We start from the raw sequence: 17,214 nt of genomic DNA, 5'->3' as shown, positions 1-17,214 counted from the left end.
TTTAAAGTTTATAATTAAGGGTGAAGCGATATGAACGCCCTGGCATTGGGAAATTCTTAACCACATCATATTGTTGATCGAATACATTATTTACCTCAACACCTAGTTTCATAGGATTATTAAAACATTGAAACGTATAATTTGCCGATAGATCATGAGTATACCAAGGTTGCAAATAATTAGATGTTATATTCGCTGTTTGGCTGTAACGTTCTCCGGTATAAATAAAACTGTAATTAAGCTGAAATGCCTTATAAGCGCCCATAACAGTTGCACTACCACTATGTAGTGGTAAATACGGAATCTGATCGCCATAGGTATTACTACCCGGAGTTACATCAATGGCTTTCTGATAAGCATAATTTACCATACCCGTAACATCTATTTCTTGAGAGAATTTAACGGTAGATTTTAATCCGACTTCCACACCTGTAGTCTCTACTTTACCGAGATTTAACATGGTCCAACGGAATAAATTAGCGCCAGGAACAGCCACAATTTTATCGGTAATCCATACTTTATATACATCGGCTTGAACTTCGAAAAATGTACTCTGATTTGAATGCTGATACGACAAGCCAAAATCGATTTGTTCGGAATATTCTGGGTTTAAAAATGTATTCCCTATAAATGTATAGTACAGATCGTTAAACGTGGGCATCCTAAAAATGTTTTTATAAAACGCTCGTAATCTTAGATCTGAATTCTGAAAAGGCTGTACATTAACAAGTACTGAAGGGGTAAATTCCTGAAGATCGTCGGCCGAATCGTAAGCCTCAACAGTTTCATTTACCGTTGTACTTAATACACTTAGTTGCACATTAAGTCGTTTAAAATGAAAGTTACTCGCTAAGGCATTCAACATCGAAAAACGCTTAGGGTACGCAAAACGATAGAGGTTGGCATCGAGAGTATTTTCTTCAAAATCTGAGGCCAGAGACACCTCCCAGAAAGGTTTTAGTTTAATGGTATTAACTATTGAAGTATAATATTTTTTTTGATTGTATCTGTTGTCTAAAATTCCGTCCAGAGATACAATTTCGGGATCGACATAACGGGTGTGATCGTCTGCATATTTTCCTCTAATCACAAAAAAATAAGAATCGTTTACTTGATGCTTAAATTCCCCTTGAATAAAATTATTCTGATCCCACAAACGCTGTGGCCTACTAAAACGATTTGCGACAATGGCTCCCGGTAAACCACGCTCGGAATCGAAATGGTAGTATTTTACATGCCAACTCGTTCTTTCAGATGGCTTTCCATACAATGCTGTTTCTACACGGTAAGATTTTATATCGGCATTTTTTCTAACTGCTGTTGTATCGTAATTACCATTGGTATATCTAAATTTATATTCGCCGTCTGCAGAGACCATTTCGGCACTTACTCGTGCAGCGATATTATCGGATAATTTATAATCTAAAGCTAACGAAGGATTAACTAAACCGAAAGAACCTGTTTTAAATGTTACATCAGCCTCGTATTTTTTATCAGCATTAAAATCTGGTGTTTTCGACTTTAAATAAATGCTATTCGCAGACGCATACGCATTTGCCGATTGGTCTAAATCTGTACGTTGTCCTTGGTACAAACTCACTTGCTCCATGTTACTTAAGGAATATTTACCCAAATCGACTTGACCATTTTGGGCATTCCCTAATTTAACCCCATCGTAAAACACACCTGTATGTTGCGAGCCCATACTACGAATATTCACGGTTTTAATACCACCAACACCTCCATAATCTTTAAGTTGCACGCCACTAAAAAACCGAATAGCATCGGCTACATTTAAACTATTTAATCGCGTTAAAGTCTCGCCATCCAAGGTTTGTACAGGAGCTGGAGAGACATGTTTTTTATACTGTGTAATATTATATTTTAAGACCACTTCTTTTAAAGAGGTAGCGGCAACACTATCTTGTTCTTGTGCATAAACAGACACCGAACACAAACACGTGACGCACGTAATTAAGATATATTTATATAACAATTTTGAAAATTTCACCTCAATTAATTTATGGCAATCGAGGGCAGACTAACCGGTTCTAGACACAGTTACTCCTAAAGAGAAGAATAAAACGATTCTAATCCTAGCTTTTATCCCCGAAAGCTATTTGAATTACTAAAAAATGGCAGGTCTTCTGACTTACTCCTTTCACCTGGCCTTCCCTTTCTATTGAAAAGTGACCATAAATTAGGCTTCAGTTATGAGCTTACAGCTGCGGGACAGTTTCGGACTTACACCGAATTCTCTTTTAATGTTAATGTTTAAATTAAACACAACAACCATTTCCCTTATTATTTAAAAATGCAAATTTAGACAAAAAACACAGATTGCAAACCATCTATTTCACATTTCATTTCATTTAAATATTTTCTATACTATAAAGTAGAAATTGGTATGTAATATGTGGCAACAAATATAATTGGGAAGACGCATATAATACATGACAACTATCATGGAAGACACATTGAAAGGAGAAGTGGTTAGCAAATAAAACTGACCTTTCCCCGGTCGCTTTTCTATATAATATTAATCAAAATGCGAATTAAAATAAATGACACCAGCCACATATATAAAATTAAAAAGGCTAGAATATATAATATCCCAGCCTTTTCATGCTTAAAATGTAATTTTATGTATAAAGTATAATGTTTAAAAAAAGTTTTAAAACCATTTAGCAATACTAAATAGTCTTAGAATATACCTCCCTCTTAAAGACAAGTCTATTCTTCTACTAAAATATCGTATTCAAAATTAAATTCTCCTGCGATGTTATATGCTCTGTAAGATAACACATAATTTCCTGGAGCTTCAGCAACAAATTCATAAGAGCTTTCGGCAGATACCACGATATCATCTAAACTCCATTCATTAGCATAAATACTATCTACTTCTGTAACTCTCTGAGCTTCAAAAGTAACACGATCTCCAACTTTAATACCGTCTTTAAACGATAATTCTGTCATATTTAATTCGGGAGCAGCAACACGAAAATCTGCATAGTCTTTGGCACAAGAAACAAATAAAGAGGCGCAAACTAGGAATAGTATGGCTACACGCCATGATCTGAAGTTAAATTTTTTCATTTTATTATCGATTTGGGGTTGATATAATAATCTTTCTAAAACTTTTCTAGCTACTACATTCCTTTTGGGTGGGAAATAAGTATAAATCAGGTTAAAAATAAGCTTAAAGCTACTAGATGGTTTTAGGCACTATGTAATTCTCTTTTTTTATGTTAATACTATGTTATAAATATATAATTTAATTCCTTTTAACTCATTTATAAATTTAAATATTTATTTGGTAATACATTATGACAATTATTACGCTTTAAAAATATTTAAACAGCTATAAATTAAGCGTCTTAGTAGGAAGACAAGAAAATAATTTTACTATTTAAAAATTTATCGTATAAATAAGATATGTAATTTAGGTTAAGTCACTTATACCGCTGCAAGATATAAATAATAATCAATATTTCGTGAAAATAAATTCAGAAAAAGACAGCATAAAAGTCATTTTAATGAAATTCGAAAAGGCGCCAAGGACATCTTAATCTCGTTATTTAATAAAAACGCACACCTAGATTATAGTGTTTGTTGACCGATAAATTAATCACTTCGTCGATGTTTTTCCTTTATACCGTCTAGGATGTCTCCTAATTTTACAAATCTAAAAATTGTTAATTTTTTCCAAAATGAATAAAAACTGTAGGTAAAAAAATGAGTGCTCAATCATGGACATTTGACCATTTAAAAATCTTAATTTTAACAGTTTTTTAATTGATTTTTTTTGAAAATCGCATCATTTTCTGTGAGAAATAGCACCTTTTACTCTGAAAAAAGTGCTAGAAATGGAAATTACAACCTGTAAAAGGTCCTTACTTTTTAAATATTAGTTTTGAAATTCGACCTTTTCCGGCAGCATAAGCCGTAGAATCATTTAGAAATCGGATGGTATAGAATGACACATCGCTTATATGCGTCCATGAATCTCCACTATTATTAGACAAGTCTATACCGCTATTACTTACTGCGACTAATGTTTTAGCGTCACTATTTGGCATATACTGCACACAACTTTTATGTCCCGGTAATTCGCCATCGGCAACTAATTCCCATGTTTTCCCTCCATCTGCGGTTCTCATCTTATTACTTGTATTCACGGTTGGCTTTGTGTAATCGCCTCCAACAGCAAATCCGTGTTGATCATCGTAAAAATCTATAGAGAAGATTCCTTGATTAGCCACTGTATTTATCATTGGTGTGTCTATACTAATCCATGTGTCTCCTTTATCTTCGGTATAATAAATGGTGCCACTTGTAGTAACAATCCATGCTTTATCGCCTAACACTTTAATATTAGTGTTACTCGCAGCAAATGCTCCTTCTCCATCTACCGCCTTTGGTAATACGTCGCATGCTAATTTAGTCCACGTCTCTCCGCCATCTCTGGTTATAATTACAGATAAACAATTACCGATCTTATCTCCTACCGCTATACCATCTGTGTCGTTCCAAAAGGTCATGGCGTCGTAAAACACACCTTCCCCTTCTTCCTTATATACCAATTTCATAGATCCGTCGTCGCCCGTTTTATATAAGAGCGCAGGATTTTCTATACTCAACATAAAAAAATCGTTAGATGTATGTGCAACCGCTCTAAAATGTAAAGGAATAGAATCGTACAATTGCTTAGATGTTGCCCATTGTTCTTTTTTCGGAAAATAGAGTCCGTAAGTTCCTTTATTGGCTGCAAAAGCCAGGGTACCATCTCCCATTAGCTCGATAGCACGAATACTTAAAGAGTCGTTATATATATCTTGAATTTCGACAGATTTATAAGTTTTGGAAGGTTTTTGAACATCTTGTTTGCAAGAACTGATAAAAACAAAAAGTAAAAGGCTCGTTATTAGTCTCATTTATTAAAATTTTGGCTAAAAATAATTAATTAAACTTACCTTTGTGGCCTTAAATACACAAAATGCGATTACATAGAAATTTATGCTTTGCGGTAGTAGATGGGTTAATGCTTATTTTTAACGAAGGGGTTTATGCCGACAAAGTTGTTCAACAATTATTAAAACGCGATAAACGCTGGGGAAGTCGCGACCGCGGTTTTGTAGCCGAAACGACTTACGAGATCGTTCGCTGGAAACGCCTATATGCTGAAATAGCAGAAGTAAAAGAGCCTTACGACAGAGATAATATTTGGAGAATATTTGCCGTTTGGGCCACTCTAAAAGGTATTAAATTACCAGATTGGAAATATTTTGAAAACACACCAACACGTAAAATTAAAGGACGTTTTGATGAATTGTCTCAAATAAGAAAATTCAAAGAATCTATTCCTGATTGGATGGATGAAATTGGTGTTAAAGAATTAGGCGAAGAACTTTGGACCAAAGAAATTGCTGCTTTAAACCAACAAGCCGATGTTGTTCTAAGAACAAACACCTTAAAAATTACTAAAGACAAATTACAAGCCGATTTATTTGACTTGGATATTGAAACTGAGTTTATAAAAGGATATCCTGATGCGCTTAAATTAAAAGAGCGTGCTAACGTATTTACCACAGAAGGTTTTAAAAACGGACATTTTGAAGTGCAAGATGCCTCTTCTCAATTAGTGGCTAAATACTTAGAAGTAGAACCAGGAATGCGTGTTGTAGATACATGCGCTGGTGCTGGTGGAAAAACATTACACTTGGCCTCTTTAATGGAAAACAAAGGGCAAATTATAGCCTTAGATATTTATGCTCACAAATTGCATGAACTTAAGCGTCGTGCGAAACGCGATGGAGCTCATAATATTGAACCTCGTCATATCGAATCGACTAAAGTGATTAAAAAATTATACGATAAAGCAGATCGTGTTTTAATTGATGCACCATGCTCAGGCTTAGGTGTATTAAGAAGAAATCCAGATGCGAAATGGAAATTACAACCGGAGTTTTTAGATAGAATTCGTGCTACACAGCAAGAAATTCTTCAAACGTATTCTAGAATGGTAAAAGCTGAAGGACAGTTGGTTTATGCCACATGTTCAGTATTACCATCTGAAAACAGACAACAAGTTGACACTTTCTTAACATCGGAGTTCGGAAAAGATTTTACCTTAGTGCGCGACGAAAATATCTACGCGCACAAAACAGGATTTGATGGATTTTATATGGCGTTACTTAAGAGAAAGTAAGACTATAAATAATATTCAAAAATGTTTAAAAGCTAGTAGAGATTTTTCTTTACTAGCTTTTTTTATTTTGTAAATTGGGCGCAAATCAAAAACAACTTAAATAATACCCTATGAAACACTTTTACTTATCAGTATGCTTAACCTTTTCAACACTATTTGGCTTTGCTCAAATAAATCCACCTGAAGACTTACAAGCATATTACAACACCGTAAACTTTTCTAAAACCGGCGTAGAACTTAAAGAAGACTTAAGCGCCGTTACCATTGCAAAACATGTTAAAGAACTAACGTATACTCCAGAAGTATGGGAAGCGTTAAAAGTTACAGATCTTGATCCTGACAATAGTAATAACGTACTTTTAATGTATGGTTATGACGATACGGACAACAATATTTCTACAGACAGAAGTAGAGATAAAAACAAAAATGGAGGAAATCAAGGCGAGTGGAATCGTGAGCATATCTATGCAAAATCTTTAGGAACTCCGAATTTAGGAACAGAAGGTCCTGGATCTGATGCCCAAATGCTACGTCCGAGTGACATTGGTAGAAACGCAGACCGTAACAATTTAAAATTTGCAGATGGTAGCGGTAATTCAAACTTTTCAAACGGTGGCTGGTATCCTGGCGACGAGTGGAAAGGCGACTGTGCTCGTATCGTAATGTACATGTACATTAGATATGGTGAGCGTTGTTTACCAACTAATGTAGGTTTTGGAGATGCTGCTCAAACGCCTGACGACATGATTGATTTATTCTTGGAATGGAATATTGAAGATCCTGTTTCAGAATTCGAAAAACAAAGAAACACCTACCACGGAAACACATCTAATACGTACGCCCAAGGTAACAGAAACCCATTTATCGATAATCCATATTTAGCAACTGCTATTTGGGGAGGTGCAGATGCACAGAATTTATGGGATGGTAACGTCGCTGAGGACGATACAGAAGCACCAACAGTACCTACAGCTCTTGCTTCAAGCGATATTACAGCGTCTAGCATTACATTAACATGGACAGCGTCTACAGACAATATTGCTGTTGCCTCTTACAATGTATACATGGATGGAACGTTCTTAACAAAAGCGTATACAAATACAATTACAATTTCAGATTTAGATGCAGATACAACTTATGCGTTTACAATAACTGCCGAGGATGCTTCTAATAATGTTTCAGCGGTATCAGAATCGATTTCAGCAACCACTACAGGAGAAATTGTAATGGATTATTGTACGTCTGAAAGTTTTGAAAACCTATCATCAACTATAGATGTAAATGACAGCTCATATGCAGATCGTACATGGACTGGAGATAATGGTTTAGAATGGACTGCAACTGGAGCTAGAATAGACCAAAATATTGATGGATCAAAAGCCGTAGCAATCGACAAAAACAATTCAGGATCTTTAACCGCTCCAACGACTAGTAATGGTATAGGTGCTTTAACAGTAACAACACTACGCGTTTTTGGTGGTGGATCTGGAACTCTAGATTTAGTTGTTAATGGTGAGGTTGTAGGACAAATTCCTTACAATGAATTTGAACAAACTACAACTATTGAAAACATTAATATTGCGGGTAACGTAACTGTAGAATTAAATAATATTACTTCAGATAATCGTGACCGTATCGTTATCGATAATCTGGCTTGGACATGTTACGAAAACACAAATTCTGATTACTGTACAGAAGAAACATTTACAAATCTTACACCTATTCAAGATGCTCCTGACAGTTCATACACAGAACGTACTTGGACTGGAGATAATGGTTTAGTATGGACTGCTACAGATGCTAGAATAGATCAGAATATCGAATTAAGTAAAGTTATCACCATTAGAGATGGTGTCTTAACTGCGCCTAAAACAACTGGAGGTATCGGAACATTAACAGTTACGACACAACGTGTATTTGTTGGTGGTTCTGGAACTTTTGATGTGGTAGTAAACGGAAATGTAGTTGGGCAAATTGCTTATAGCGACGTGGTACAAACTATAACTGTTGAAAATATTAACATTGAAGGTGAAGTAGCGTTAGAATTAAATAATAAATCAACAACATCAGACCGTGTTATTATTGAAAACCTTGCTTGGACGTGTTACGATGCATCTTTAAGTATTGAAGACGACAGTCTAAATGCTGTTAAAATCTATCCTAACCCAATGGAAGATTTACTAAACATTGCAATGCCAAACGGAGAAGCATCTCAGGTTGACATTTACAATATGTTAGGAAAATTAGTACTTTCTAAAACCATACAAAACAGCACTAGTATTAGCACTCAAAACTTACAATCGGGTGTTTATATTTTAAGAGTGACTCAAAACAACAAAACGATTAGCAAAAAATTAGTTAAGAATTAATTTCTTGAAAATTCATTTTGAAAAGCGACCCAATTGGGTCGCTTTTTTTATGAAACAAATTCTGCTGTAGCCCTGAAAAAAGACTCTATCTTTTTTTGAAAAAATATCGCTAAAAAACACTAATTTTGTCCTTTCTTAAAAAATAATACAAACCTCATTATATGATTCATTTCTTTGGAAACGTAAACGGCAAATTATTTGCTGTACAAACAGTTAAAGAATTATCGACTGAAACTATTTCAAAATTATCGTGGCTTTTTGGCAACCAGCCTAAGTTAGAACAAGCATCAATCGATGCTTTTTTTGTTGGTCCTCGTGCCGCTATGATTACACCTTGGAGTACAAATGCTGTTGAAATTACTCAAAATATGGGTATCACAGACATTATTAGAATTGAAGAATTTGAAGCTGTCGCTGAAGATTTTTCAGATTTCGATCCGATGATTTCTCAAAAATTCAACGAATTAAATCAAGACTCATTTACAATTGATATTAAACCAGAACCGGTTTTAAATATTGAAGACATTGCCGCTTACAATGCACAAGAAGGGCTGTCTTTAAGCGACGAAGAAGTGACGTATCTAGAAGGTGTTGCTAAGAAAATTGGGCGTCCGTTAACAGATTCTGAAGTCTTCGGATTTTCGCAAGTCAATTCAGAGCACTGTCGTCATAAAATTTTCAACGGAACATTTGTTATCGATGGTGAAGAAAAAGAGGTGTCATTATTTAAAATGATTCGTGAAACATCTAACAAAAATCCTAACGATATTGTATCGGCTTATAAAGATAATGTCGCGTTTGTAAAAGGTCCTATTGTAGAACAATTTGCTCCTAAAACGGCAGACAAGCCAGATTTTTACGAAACGAAAAATTACGAATCTGTAATTTCATTAAAAGCAGAAACTCACAACTTCCCAACCACAGTAGAGCCTTTTAATGGTGCTGCAACTGGTTCTGGTGGAGAGATTCGCGATAGACTTGCAGGAGGAAAAGGCTCTTTACCTCTAGCAGGAACAGCAGTTTACATGACATCGTATTCGCGTTTAGAAGAAAACCGTCCGTGGGAACAAAAAACGCAAGCACGTCCGTGGTTATACCAAACACCAATGGATATTTTAATAAAAGCCAGTAATGGTGCATCCGACTTTGGAAACAAATTCGGACAACCATTAATTACAGGTTCTGTATTGACTTTCGAACACGACGAGAATGCATCGTCTAGTACAGCAAACCCTAGAAAATTAGGTTTCGATAAAGTTATTATGCAGGCTGGTGGTATTGGTTACGGTAAAGCAGACCAAGCCTTAAAGGATACGCCTAAAGAAGGCGATAAAATTGTTATTCTTGGTGGTGAAAACTACCGTATAGGAATGGGTGGTGCCGCAGTGTCTTCTGCAGATACTGGAGAATTCGAATCGGGTATCGAGTTAAATGCGGTACAACGTTCTAATCCAGAAATGCAAAAACGTGCTGCCAACGCTGTGCGTGGGATGGTAGAAAGTGACGAAAACTTTATTGTATCTATCCACGATCATGGAGCTGGAGGACATTTAAATTGTCTTTCAGAATTGGTAGAAGATACAGGAGGGAAAATCAATTTAGACAGTTTACCTGTTGGAGACCCTACCCTATCGGCTAAAGAAATTATTGGTAACGAATCTCAAGAACGTATGGGATTAGTTATTGCAGAAAAACATTTAGAAACGCTTCATAAAATTGCAGATAGAGAACGCTCTCCTATTTACGATGTTGGAGAAGTTACAGGAAACGACCGCTTTACTTTCGAGTCTAAAACAACTGGTGAAAAGCCAATGGATTTAGCATTAGAAGATATGTTTGGAAGTTCGCCTAAAACCATAATGACAGACAATACCATTGTCAGAAAATATAAAAATCCGCGTTACAAATCTAAAAACTTAAAAATCTATTTAGAGCAAGTGTTGCAGTTAGAAGCTGTGGCTTGTAAAGATTGGTTAACTAACAAAGTAGATAGATGTGTTGGTGGTAAAGTAGCCAAACAACAATGTGTTGGACCTTTACAAATTCCGTTAAACAACGTTGGTGTTATGGCACTAGATTTTAACGGAAAAGAAGGAATTGCAACCTCTATTGGGCATGCGCCTATTTCGGCTTTAATTCAGCCAGATGCGGGTAGTAGAAATGCCATTACAGAATCGCTTACCAATATTGTTTGGGCCCCTTTAAAAGATAATTTAAAAAGTGTATCGTTATCTGCAAACTGGATGTGGCCTTGTAAAAATGAAGGTGAAGATGCTAGATTATACAAAGCAGTTCAAGCCGTTTCAGAATTTGCAATCGACTTAGGGATTAACGTACCTACAGGAAAAGATTCGCTTTCTATGAAGCAAAAATATCCTAACGAAGACGTTATTGCTCCTGGAACAGTAATTATTTCTGCTGCAGGAAATTGTTCTGAAATTTCTAAAGTTGTAGAACCTCTTTTAAAAGCTGATGGTGGAAATATTTACTACATCAACATCTCTCAAGACGACTTTAAATTGGGTGGTAGTTCTTTCTTCCAAGCATTAAACGCTATTGGAAACGATACCCCAGATGTTAAGAATACAGACTTTGTTAAGAATGCGTTTAATGCGATTCAGGACTTAATTAAAGCGGATAAAATTGAGGCTGGACACGATGTTGCTTCAGGTGGTTTAATCACAACTCTATTAGAATTGTGTTTTGCTGATGTAAACTTAGGAGCCGATTATGATTTCACAGCTTTAAATGAAGAAGATTCACTTAAGATATTATTCTCTGAAAATGCAGGACTTGTTTTTCAAGCAGATGCTTCAGTAGAATCTATTTTAGCTGAAAACAATATTGAAGTATTTAAAATTGGAACGGCTAATACTTCTGGAAAAATAAACATTAAAAACAACGAAGATGTATTTGCTTTTGATGTTGCCGAATTAAGAGATGTGTGGTACAAAACATCGTATTTATTAGATAAAAAGCAAACGGCAAATAACGTTGCAGACGCGCGTTACGAAAACTATAAAAATCAGCCACTTCAATATACTTTCCCTAAACATTTTACAGGTAAGCGTCCTACCATAGATGCTAGTCAGCCTAAACCAAAAGCGGCTATTATTCGTGAAAAGGGAAGTAATTCTGAACGTGAAATGGCTAACGCGATGTATTTAGCTGGTTTTGATGTGAAAGATGTACACATGACCGATTTAATTTCTGGTCGTGAAACGCTTGAAGATATTCAGTTTATTGGTGCTGTTGGTGGTTTCTCAAACTCGGATGTTTTAGGCTCTGCTAAAGGTTGGGCTGGTGCTTTTATGTATAATGAAAAAGCAAAAACAGCATTAGAAAACTTCTTTAAAAGAGAAGACACACTGTCTGTTGGAATCTGTAACGGATGCCAGTTATGGATGGAATTAGAATTAATTAATCCAGAACACGACGTTCACGGAAAAATGTTACATAACGACTCGCATAAACACGAGAGTTCATTTACTTCTGTGAAAATTCAGAAAAACAATTCGGTAATGTTATCGAGTTTAGAAGGCAGCACACTTGGAGTTTGGATTTCTCACGGAGAAGGAAAATTTAACCTTCCTAAAGAAGAAAGCCAATACAACATTGTAGCGAAATACGGTTACGAAGGGTATCCAGCAAATCCTAATGGTTCCGACTTTAATACAGCCATGATGTGTGACGCTTCAGGAAGACACTTAGTAACAATGCCACATATAGAACGTTCTACCTTTCAATGGAACTGGGCAAACTATCCAGAAGGCAGAAAAGACGAGGTTTCTCCTTGGTTAGAAGCATTTGAAAATGCTAAAAAATGGATTGATGGCATTAAAGAGTAAATTTTCACTAATTTAGGTTTTTTAAACAGCCTAAATGAGAATTACTTACATAGTATTATTACTATTTACCTATACTATTACTTTTGCGCAAGATATAACGCATCAACATAAAGTTGATGCGTTAAAAGCGCGTATTACCTCCGAAAAGCATAAAGGTCAGAAACTACAGCTACTAGACACCTTAACCGACCTAATCTACCACGATACCAAACTAGGATTCGACTCCATTTGCAGAGTGACTATAGATTATGCTATACAGTTAGACTCTTTTAGTATTGCCTCTCGAAATACACAAGGCTTAATTAATTATTACAATAATGTATTAGGAAAACCAGAAGACGGTATTACCGTTTTCAATACGTATTTTAATACACTAAAAGATCATATAACCGATAGGAACTTAGCTGGCATTTATATAGATGTTGGAGATAGTTTTTATTTTTCTAAAGCTGTAGATACAGCACTATCTTATTACAATAAGGCCATAAAACATGCAGAACAAGCCGGTAACGATCGCGTTAAAGCCTTTGCCATATTAAACCAAGGTTATGCTTTTATGGACGAAGGTCAGTTTCCCAAAGCATCTCAACATTTACAAGAAGCGTCTAAAATTTTTGTCACGGTTAAAGACACCTTTAATATTATTGCTTCTAAAAATGCTTTATCTATATTATACAGTGCTAATGGGTTTTTAAAAGAAGCCAGAGAAGAGCGCGAACAAGCCATTGCACTAGCAAAACAGACTAAAAATTATGGGTTACTCGTGTCTTTATATGTAAATACAGCATCAGATTATAAAAAACAAAACCTCCAAAAAGAACGCTTAGAAAACTTACACAAAGCAGTTGCCGTAAATAAGAAATCGGATAACTACGAGTTTTTTAATCCGATACTTTTAAACGTTCTAGTAATTGCTTATGCAGAAAACGACAGCATAGCTAAGGCAAAATCGTATTTAAGTACTTTAAAACAAGACCAGAGAAACATGGAAGGTATTTACGAGAATTATTACTACAGAGCACGCAGTCATTTAGCGTATGCCGAAAAAGATTATCGTACCGCTTTACAATGGAATTTAAAATATTTGGATCTTGTAAAAACATCTAACAATATAGAAAACATAGAAGACGCAGAGGCTTTATTGGCTAAAGTATACGAAAAATTAAATTTATATGAAGATGCTTACACCCACCTAAAAGCTTCTAAAAAGATTGAAGATTCCTTAAAATCTATTCAGAAAAACAACGCATTAAGTTATTACCAAACGCTTTACGAAACCAGTAAACGCGATCAGAAAATAAAAGATCAGAACAGCGAAATACAATTACTAGACGAACAAAACACGCGTAAAGCCCAACTACTATGGCTAAGCATCATTTTACTTATTGCTTTATTTTCAATTATCTATTTATGGCGTTCTCGTAAATATTCACAAAAGAATGCACAGCTTCAAAAAGTATTTGCTCAAGATTTAATTCATAGTGTCGAAGCAGAGCGCAAACGCATTTCTAGTGAGCTTCATGACAGTGTTGGACAAAGCTTATTACTTATTAAGAACAAAATATTTTTAGAAAGCGATAATAAAACAGACACCGCTTTGGTAGATAGTGCTATTGATGAGATTAGAACAATATCCCAGCAATTACATCCCTTTCAGTTTGAGAAATTAGGCTTAATAAACTCGATAAAAAATACAATAGAAAATTTTCAGAAGCATTCTAATATTTTCTATTCAGAAGATATAGAGGTCGAATCTTTAGAGATTTCAAAAGACAAAGAAATATTTATTTATAGAATACTTCAAGAATGCTTAAACAATGTTGAAAAACACTCTGAAGCAAAGGCGTGCATAATTCGCATAGAAAATTTAAAAGACGCGATACTGTTTGAAATAAAAGATAATGGTGTTGGTTTTGATGTTACCGAAAACACCAAATTATTAAATAGTTTAGGTATGAAAACCTTAAAAGAACGTGCACAGTTAATTGGTGCACAGCTAAGCATTGATTCTATAAAAGGAAAAGGAACAACTATTCAGATAAAAATTCAAAAAGACTAAATTATGGCGACCACTATTCTTCTTGCCGACGATCACCCTTTACTATTAAATGGGACTAAAGAATTTTTAGAAAAAAAATGGTTTAAAATTGTTGCCACCGCGACCGATGGTAATGCAGCTTACAACAGAATTGTAGAGTTACAGCCCGATATTGCTATTTTAGATTTTGATATGCCTAAACTAAACGGTTTAGAAATTGCGCTAGAAATTAAACGTAATTTATTAACCACAAAAGTTGTTATTTTAACCTTACATAAACAAGAATCCATTTTGAATGAAATTGGAAAATCCATACACGGGTACGTTACAAAAGACTGTGCTCTAGAAGAGCTAGAAGCCTGCCTAGAGAGTCTAAAAAACAACATAAATTACATTGGTAAAAAACTGCAAAGTAGCATCCATTTAAATAGCAGTCCAGATTCTTGCGTAGAACAACTTACTCCCACCGAACTAAAAATTTTGAAGTATTTAAATAAGAATTTAAGCAGTCCGCAAATCGCAGAAGAATTATTTATTTCAAAGCGTACAGTCGAAAAACATAGGAGTAATATTATAAAAAAATTAGATATTGACACGACTAGCCAAAACGCCTTATTCTTGTGGCTAAAAAACAACCCTAATATTTTTAATACGTAAGCTTACTAATAGTATAAAACTGCGGCAATATTTACATTAGACAACTTAAATACAACGCCTTATACAAAAACAGCACACATATTACACGCCTATTAATTATTGGATTCTTAACGTTTTTTCGGTGGAATTACGTGATAACGATGATACCCATATAATACAGCCAGATGGATATAGTTACATTATTTATACGCCGGATAAGGCACACTCTGTGAATTATTACAAACCTGACGCTATACCATTAATACTTAAATCCAAAAGCACCAATTATTATATCGCCAAATGTCGGCCGACTTATGTAGGATACTTAAAGATGCAAAATATTAAGATGACGCCTGCAAAACCAAATGATTTTTTAGAAAGTTTGTCATCGGTTAAATTTAAATCTATAAGCCCTACAGTCCTAGACAATATCGTGATGCATTTACATGCTAACGAAAATGCCTCCTTAACAGCGCTTAAAAAACATTACCAATGTACTCATCTTAAAATTAATTATTTATTTAAAAAGAATTTAGGCATGTCTTTTCAACAATATAAAAGCATTTTAAAAGCGAGTTACACCAACCTAAACGACCTATTTAAAGCGCAAGAGGAATAAAGCTATCGCTAAGCTTATATATAACGATTTTAATGAGTTTGACTTTAAAATCATGTATTTATTTACTGGTTTTCCTGGTTTGAATAAAAATGTTCTACAATTTCATCGTAACTCTTAATTGTACTTTTTATCCAATCCATTCGTTTTTCTAACTGCTCTTGCTCGGTAAGTCTCCAATCAATATCAGTGCGCTTAAGCTTAGTCGTTACATGTTGTAAAATAATGGCAGCCGAAACAGAAATGTTTAAACTTTCTGTAAATCCCACCATAGGAATTTTTAAAAACGAATCCGCTTCATCCAAAACAGCCTGCGACAACCCTTCTGTTTCTCTTCCAAAGAAAAAACACGCTGGTTTTGAAACATCAAAATCATGCAATTCACAATCGTTTTCATGAGGTGTTGTAGCTACAATTTGATAGCCTTTTTGTTTTAAATCCGTTATACAATCTTTTACATGATTATAGCGATTTAAATCGACCCACTTCTGTGCTCCCATAGCAATTTCCCGGTCAATGCGTTTTGAGTTTTTCTCTTCAACAATATTCACTTCCTGAATACCAAACACATCGCAACTTCTAATTACCGCACTGGTGTTGTGTAGTTGATATACATCTTCCGTAGCTACTGTAAAGTACTTGGTGCGTTCGGGTAAAACCGTATCAAATCTTGCTTTACGCTCTGGCGTAATTATGTTTTCTAAGTGTTCAAGAAGCTTTAAATCGATCATTAAAATAGTTTGCTAGTTAGAATCTTCGAATTTATAAAAATGATTTCTTATTTTTAACTAATGAAACATATAGTTGTACTTAGTGGTGCAGGAATTAGTGCCGAAAGTGGGTTAAAAACCTTTAGAGATAGTGATGGTTTATGGGAAGGCCATGATGTTATGGAAGTAGCAACTCCTGAAGGTTTTGCTAAAAATCCAGAATTAGTCTTACAATTTTATAACGAGCGCCGAAAGCAATTAGGCGAAGTAAAACCTAATTCTGCGCATTTCGATTTAGCGGCTTTAGAGGAAGATTATAAGGTGACAATCATCACTCAAAATGTAGACGACTTGCACGAACGTGCCGGTAGTACACAAGTTATTCATTTACATGGCGAATTACTTAAAGCCAAAAGTGTTAATAACGAGAACATTCTACCTTGGAATACAGATATAAAACTTGGAGATGTATGCGAAAACGGACATCAAATTAGGCCACACATAGTTTGGTTTGGAGAAGCTGTACCTATGATAGATGTTGCTATTGAACAGTGCAAAACTGCCGATATTTTAATTATTATTGGTACCTCTATGCAAGTGTATCCGGCGGCGAGTTTAATGCATTATGTTGAAGAACAAACACCTGTATATTACATAGACCCTAATCCCGCAGCAATGAAAAACAAGCAGGTAACCACGATTCGCGAAAATGCAACTTCTGGCATGAAAACTGTATTAAAAACATTATCTTTAAAGTAAACATTATATAGTTTCACTGTTACCGAAAAA

Annotated in this window: 11 protein-coding genes and 1 riboswitch; of the genes, 7 read left to right on the top strand and 4 right to left on the bottom strand. The window is 35.0% G+C overall.

All coding sequences use genetic code 11. The features are described from left to right. Position 1: 1 nt before the first annotated feature. The 3 genes from AC0UBM_RS13125 to AC0UBM_RS13115 form a co-directional block, all read right to left on the bottom strand. The gene (locus AC0UBM_RS13125; RefSeq protein ID WP_475688901.1) at positions 2–2,011 is read right to left on the bottom strand and encodes a TonB-dependent receptor plug domain-containing protein; all 2,010 of its coding nucleotides are present in this window, start codon (positions 2,009–2,011) and stop codon (positions 2–4) included. Positions 2,012–2,120: 109 nt separating this feature from the next. Then, a riboswitch (cobalamin riboswitch) is annotated at positions 2,121–2,312 on the bottom strand. 421 nt (positions 2,313–2,733) lie between these two features. Then, positions 2,734–3,096, bottom strand: coding sequence for a hypothetical protein (locus AC0UBM_RS13120; RefSeq protein WP_414037276.1), 363 nt, complete (start codon positions 3,094–3,096; stop codon positions 2,734–2,736). A gap of 797 nt (positions 3,097–3,893) precedes the next feature. Continuing rightward, a complete protein-coding gene (locus AC0UBM_RS13115; protein WP_475688900.1) occupies positions 3,894–4,934 on the bottom strand; it encodes a WD40/YVTN/BNR-like repeat-containing protein in 1,041 nt (346 codons plus the stop codon). A gap of 62 nt (positions 4,935–4,996) precedes the next feature. Between AC0UBM_RS13115 and AC0UBM_RS13110 the strand changes: the two genes are divergently transcribed. From AC0UBM_RS13110 to AC0UBM_RS13085, 6 genes are all read left to right on the top strand, one after another. Further along, positions 4,997–6,208, top strand: a complete 1,212-nt coding sequence (locus AC0UBM_RS13110; protein WP_434035333.1) for an RsmB/NOP family class I SAM-dependent RNA methyltransferase — start codon at positions 4,997–4,999, stop codon at positions 6,206–6,208. Positions 6,209–6,318: 110 nt separating this feature from the next. Further along, a complete protein-coding gene (locus AC0UBM_RS13105; protein WP_475688899.1) occupies positions 6,319–8,577 on the top strand; it encodes an endonuclease in 2,259 nt (752 codons plus the stop codon). A 161-nt stretch (positions 8,578–8,738) separates the two neighbouring features. Continuing rightward, a complete protein-coding gene (gene purL / locus AC0UBM_RS13100; RefSeq protein WP_475688898.1) occupies positions 8,739–12,425 on the top strand; it encodes a phosphoribosylformylglycinamidine synthase in 3,687 nt (1,228 codons plus the stop codon). A 34-nt stretch (positions 12,426–12,459) separates the two neighbouring features. Next, on the top strand, positions 12,460–14,484 hold the full coding sequence (locus AC0UBM_RS13095) for a tetratricopeptide repeat-containing sensor histidine kinase (protein ID WP_475688897.1): 2,025 nt from the start codon (positions 12,460–12,462) through the stop codon (positions 14,482–14,484). A 3-nt stretch (positions 14,485–14,487) separates the two neighbouring features. Next, positions 14,488–15,120, top strand: coding sequence for a response regulator (locus AC0UBM_RS13090; protein ID WP_414037282.1), 633 nt, complete (start codon positions 14,488–14,490; stop codon positions 15,118–15,120). 121 nt (positions 15,121–15,241) lie between these two features. Then, a complete protein-coding gene (locus AC0UBM_RS13085; RefSeq protein WP_475688896.1) occupies positions 15,242–15,718 on the top strand; it encodes a hypothetical protein in 477 nt (158 codons plus the stop codon). A 62-nt stretch (positions 15,719–15,780) separates the two neighbouring features. Here the strand turns inward: AC0UBM_RS13085 and AC0UBM_RS13080 are convergent, their stop codons facing one another. Next, complete coding sequence (locus AC0UBM_RS13080) at positions 15,781–16,446, bottom strand: TrmH family RNA methyltransferase (protein ID WP_475688895.1); 666 nt, start codon at positions 16,444–16,446, stop codon at positions 15,781–15,783. A 60-nt stretch (positions 16,447–16,506) separates the two neighbouring features. On the opposite strand from AC0UBM_RS13080, the gene AC0UBM_RS13075 reads away from it, so the two are divergent. After that, positions 16,507–17,184 (top strand): SIR2 family NAD-dependent protein deacylase, encoded by a 678-nt coding sequence (locus AC0UBM_RS13075; protein WP_475688894.1) that lies wholly within the window; start codon positions 16,507–16,509, stop codon positions 17,182–17,184. Positions 17,185–17,214 lie beyond the last annotated feature (30 nt).

It is taken from the genome of Formosa sp. F44 (assembly GCF_056238645.1).
The sequence above is the reverse complement of the archived record's forward strand: the minus strand, read 5'-3'. Positions and strand labels throughout refer to the sequence as shown.

Excerpts from the sequence above, each read along its gene's own strand:
- AC0UBM_RS13120 (WP_414037276.1), bottom strand. The coding sequence starts at position 3,096 with ATGAAAAAATTTAACTTCAGATCATGGCGTGTAGCCATACTATTCCTA.
- AC0UBM_RS13115 (WP_475688900.1), bottom strand. The coding sequence starts at position 4,934 with ATGAGACTAATAACGAGCCTTTTACTTTTTGTTTTTATCAGTTCTTGC.
- AC0UBM_RS13110 (WP_434035333.1), top strand. The coding sequence starts at position 4,997 with ATGCGATTACATAGAAATTTATGCTTTGCGGTAGTAGATGGGTTAATG.
- AC0UBM_RS13105 (WP_475688899.1), top strand. The coding sequence starts at position 6,319 with ATGAAACACTTTTACTTATCAGTATGCTTAACCTTTTCAACACTATTT.
- purL (WP_475688898.1), top strand. The coding sequence starts at position 8,739 with ATGATTCATTTCTTTGGAAACGTAAACGGCAAATTATTTGCTGTACAA.
- AC0UBM_RS13095 (WP_475688897.1), top strand. The coding sequence starts at position 12,460 with ATGAGAATTACTTACATAGTATTATTACTATTTACCTATACTATTACT.
- AC0UBM_RS13090 (WP_414037282.1), top strand. The coding sequence starts at position 14,488 with ATGGCGACCACTATTCTTCTTGCCGACGATCACCCTTTACTATTAAAT.
- AC0UBM_RS13080 (WP_475688895.1), bottom strand. The coding sequence starts at position 16,446 with ATGATCGATTTAAAGCTTCTTGAACACTTAGAAAACATAATTACGCCA.
- AC0UBM_RS13075 (WP_475688894.1), top strand. The coding sequence starts at position 16,507 with ATGAAACATATAGTTGTACTTAGTGGTGCAGGAATTAGTGCCGAAAGT.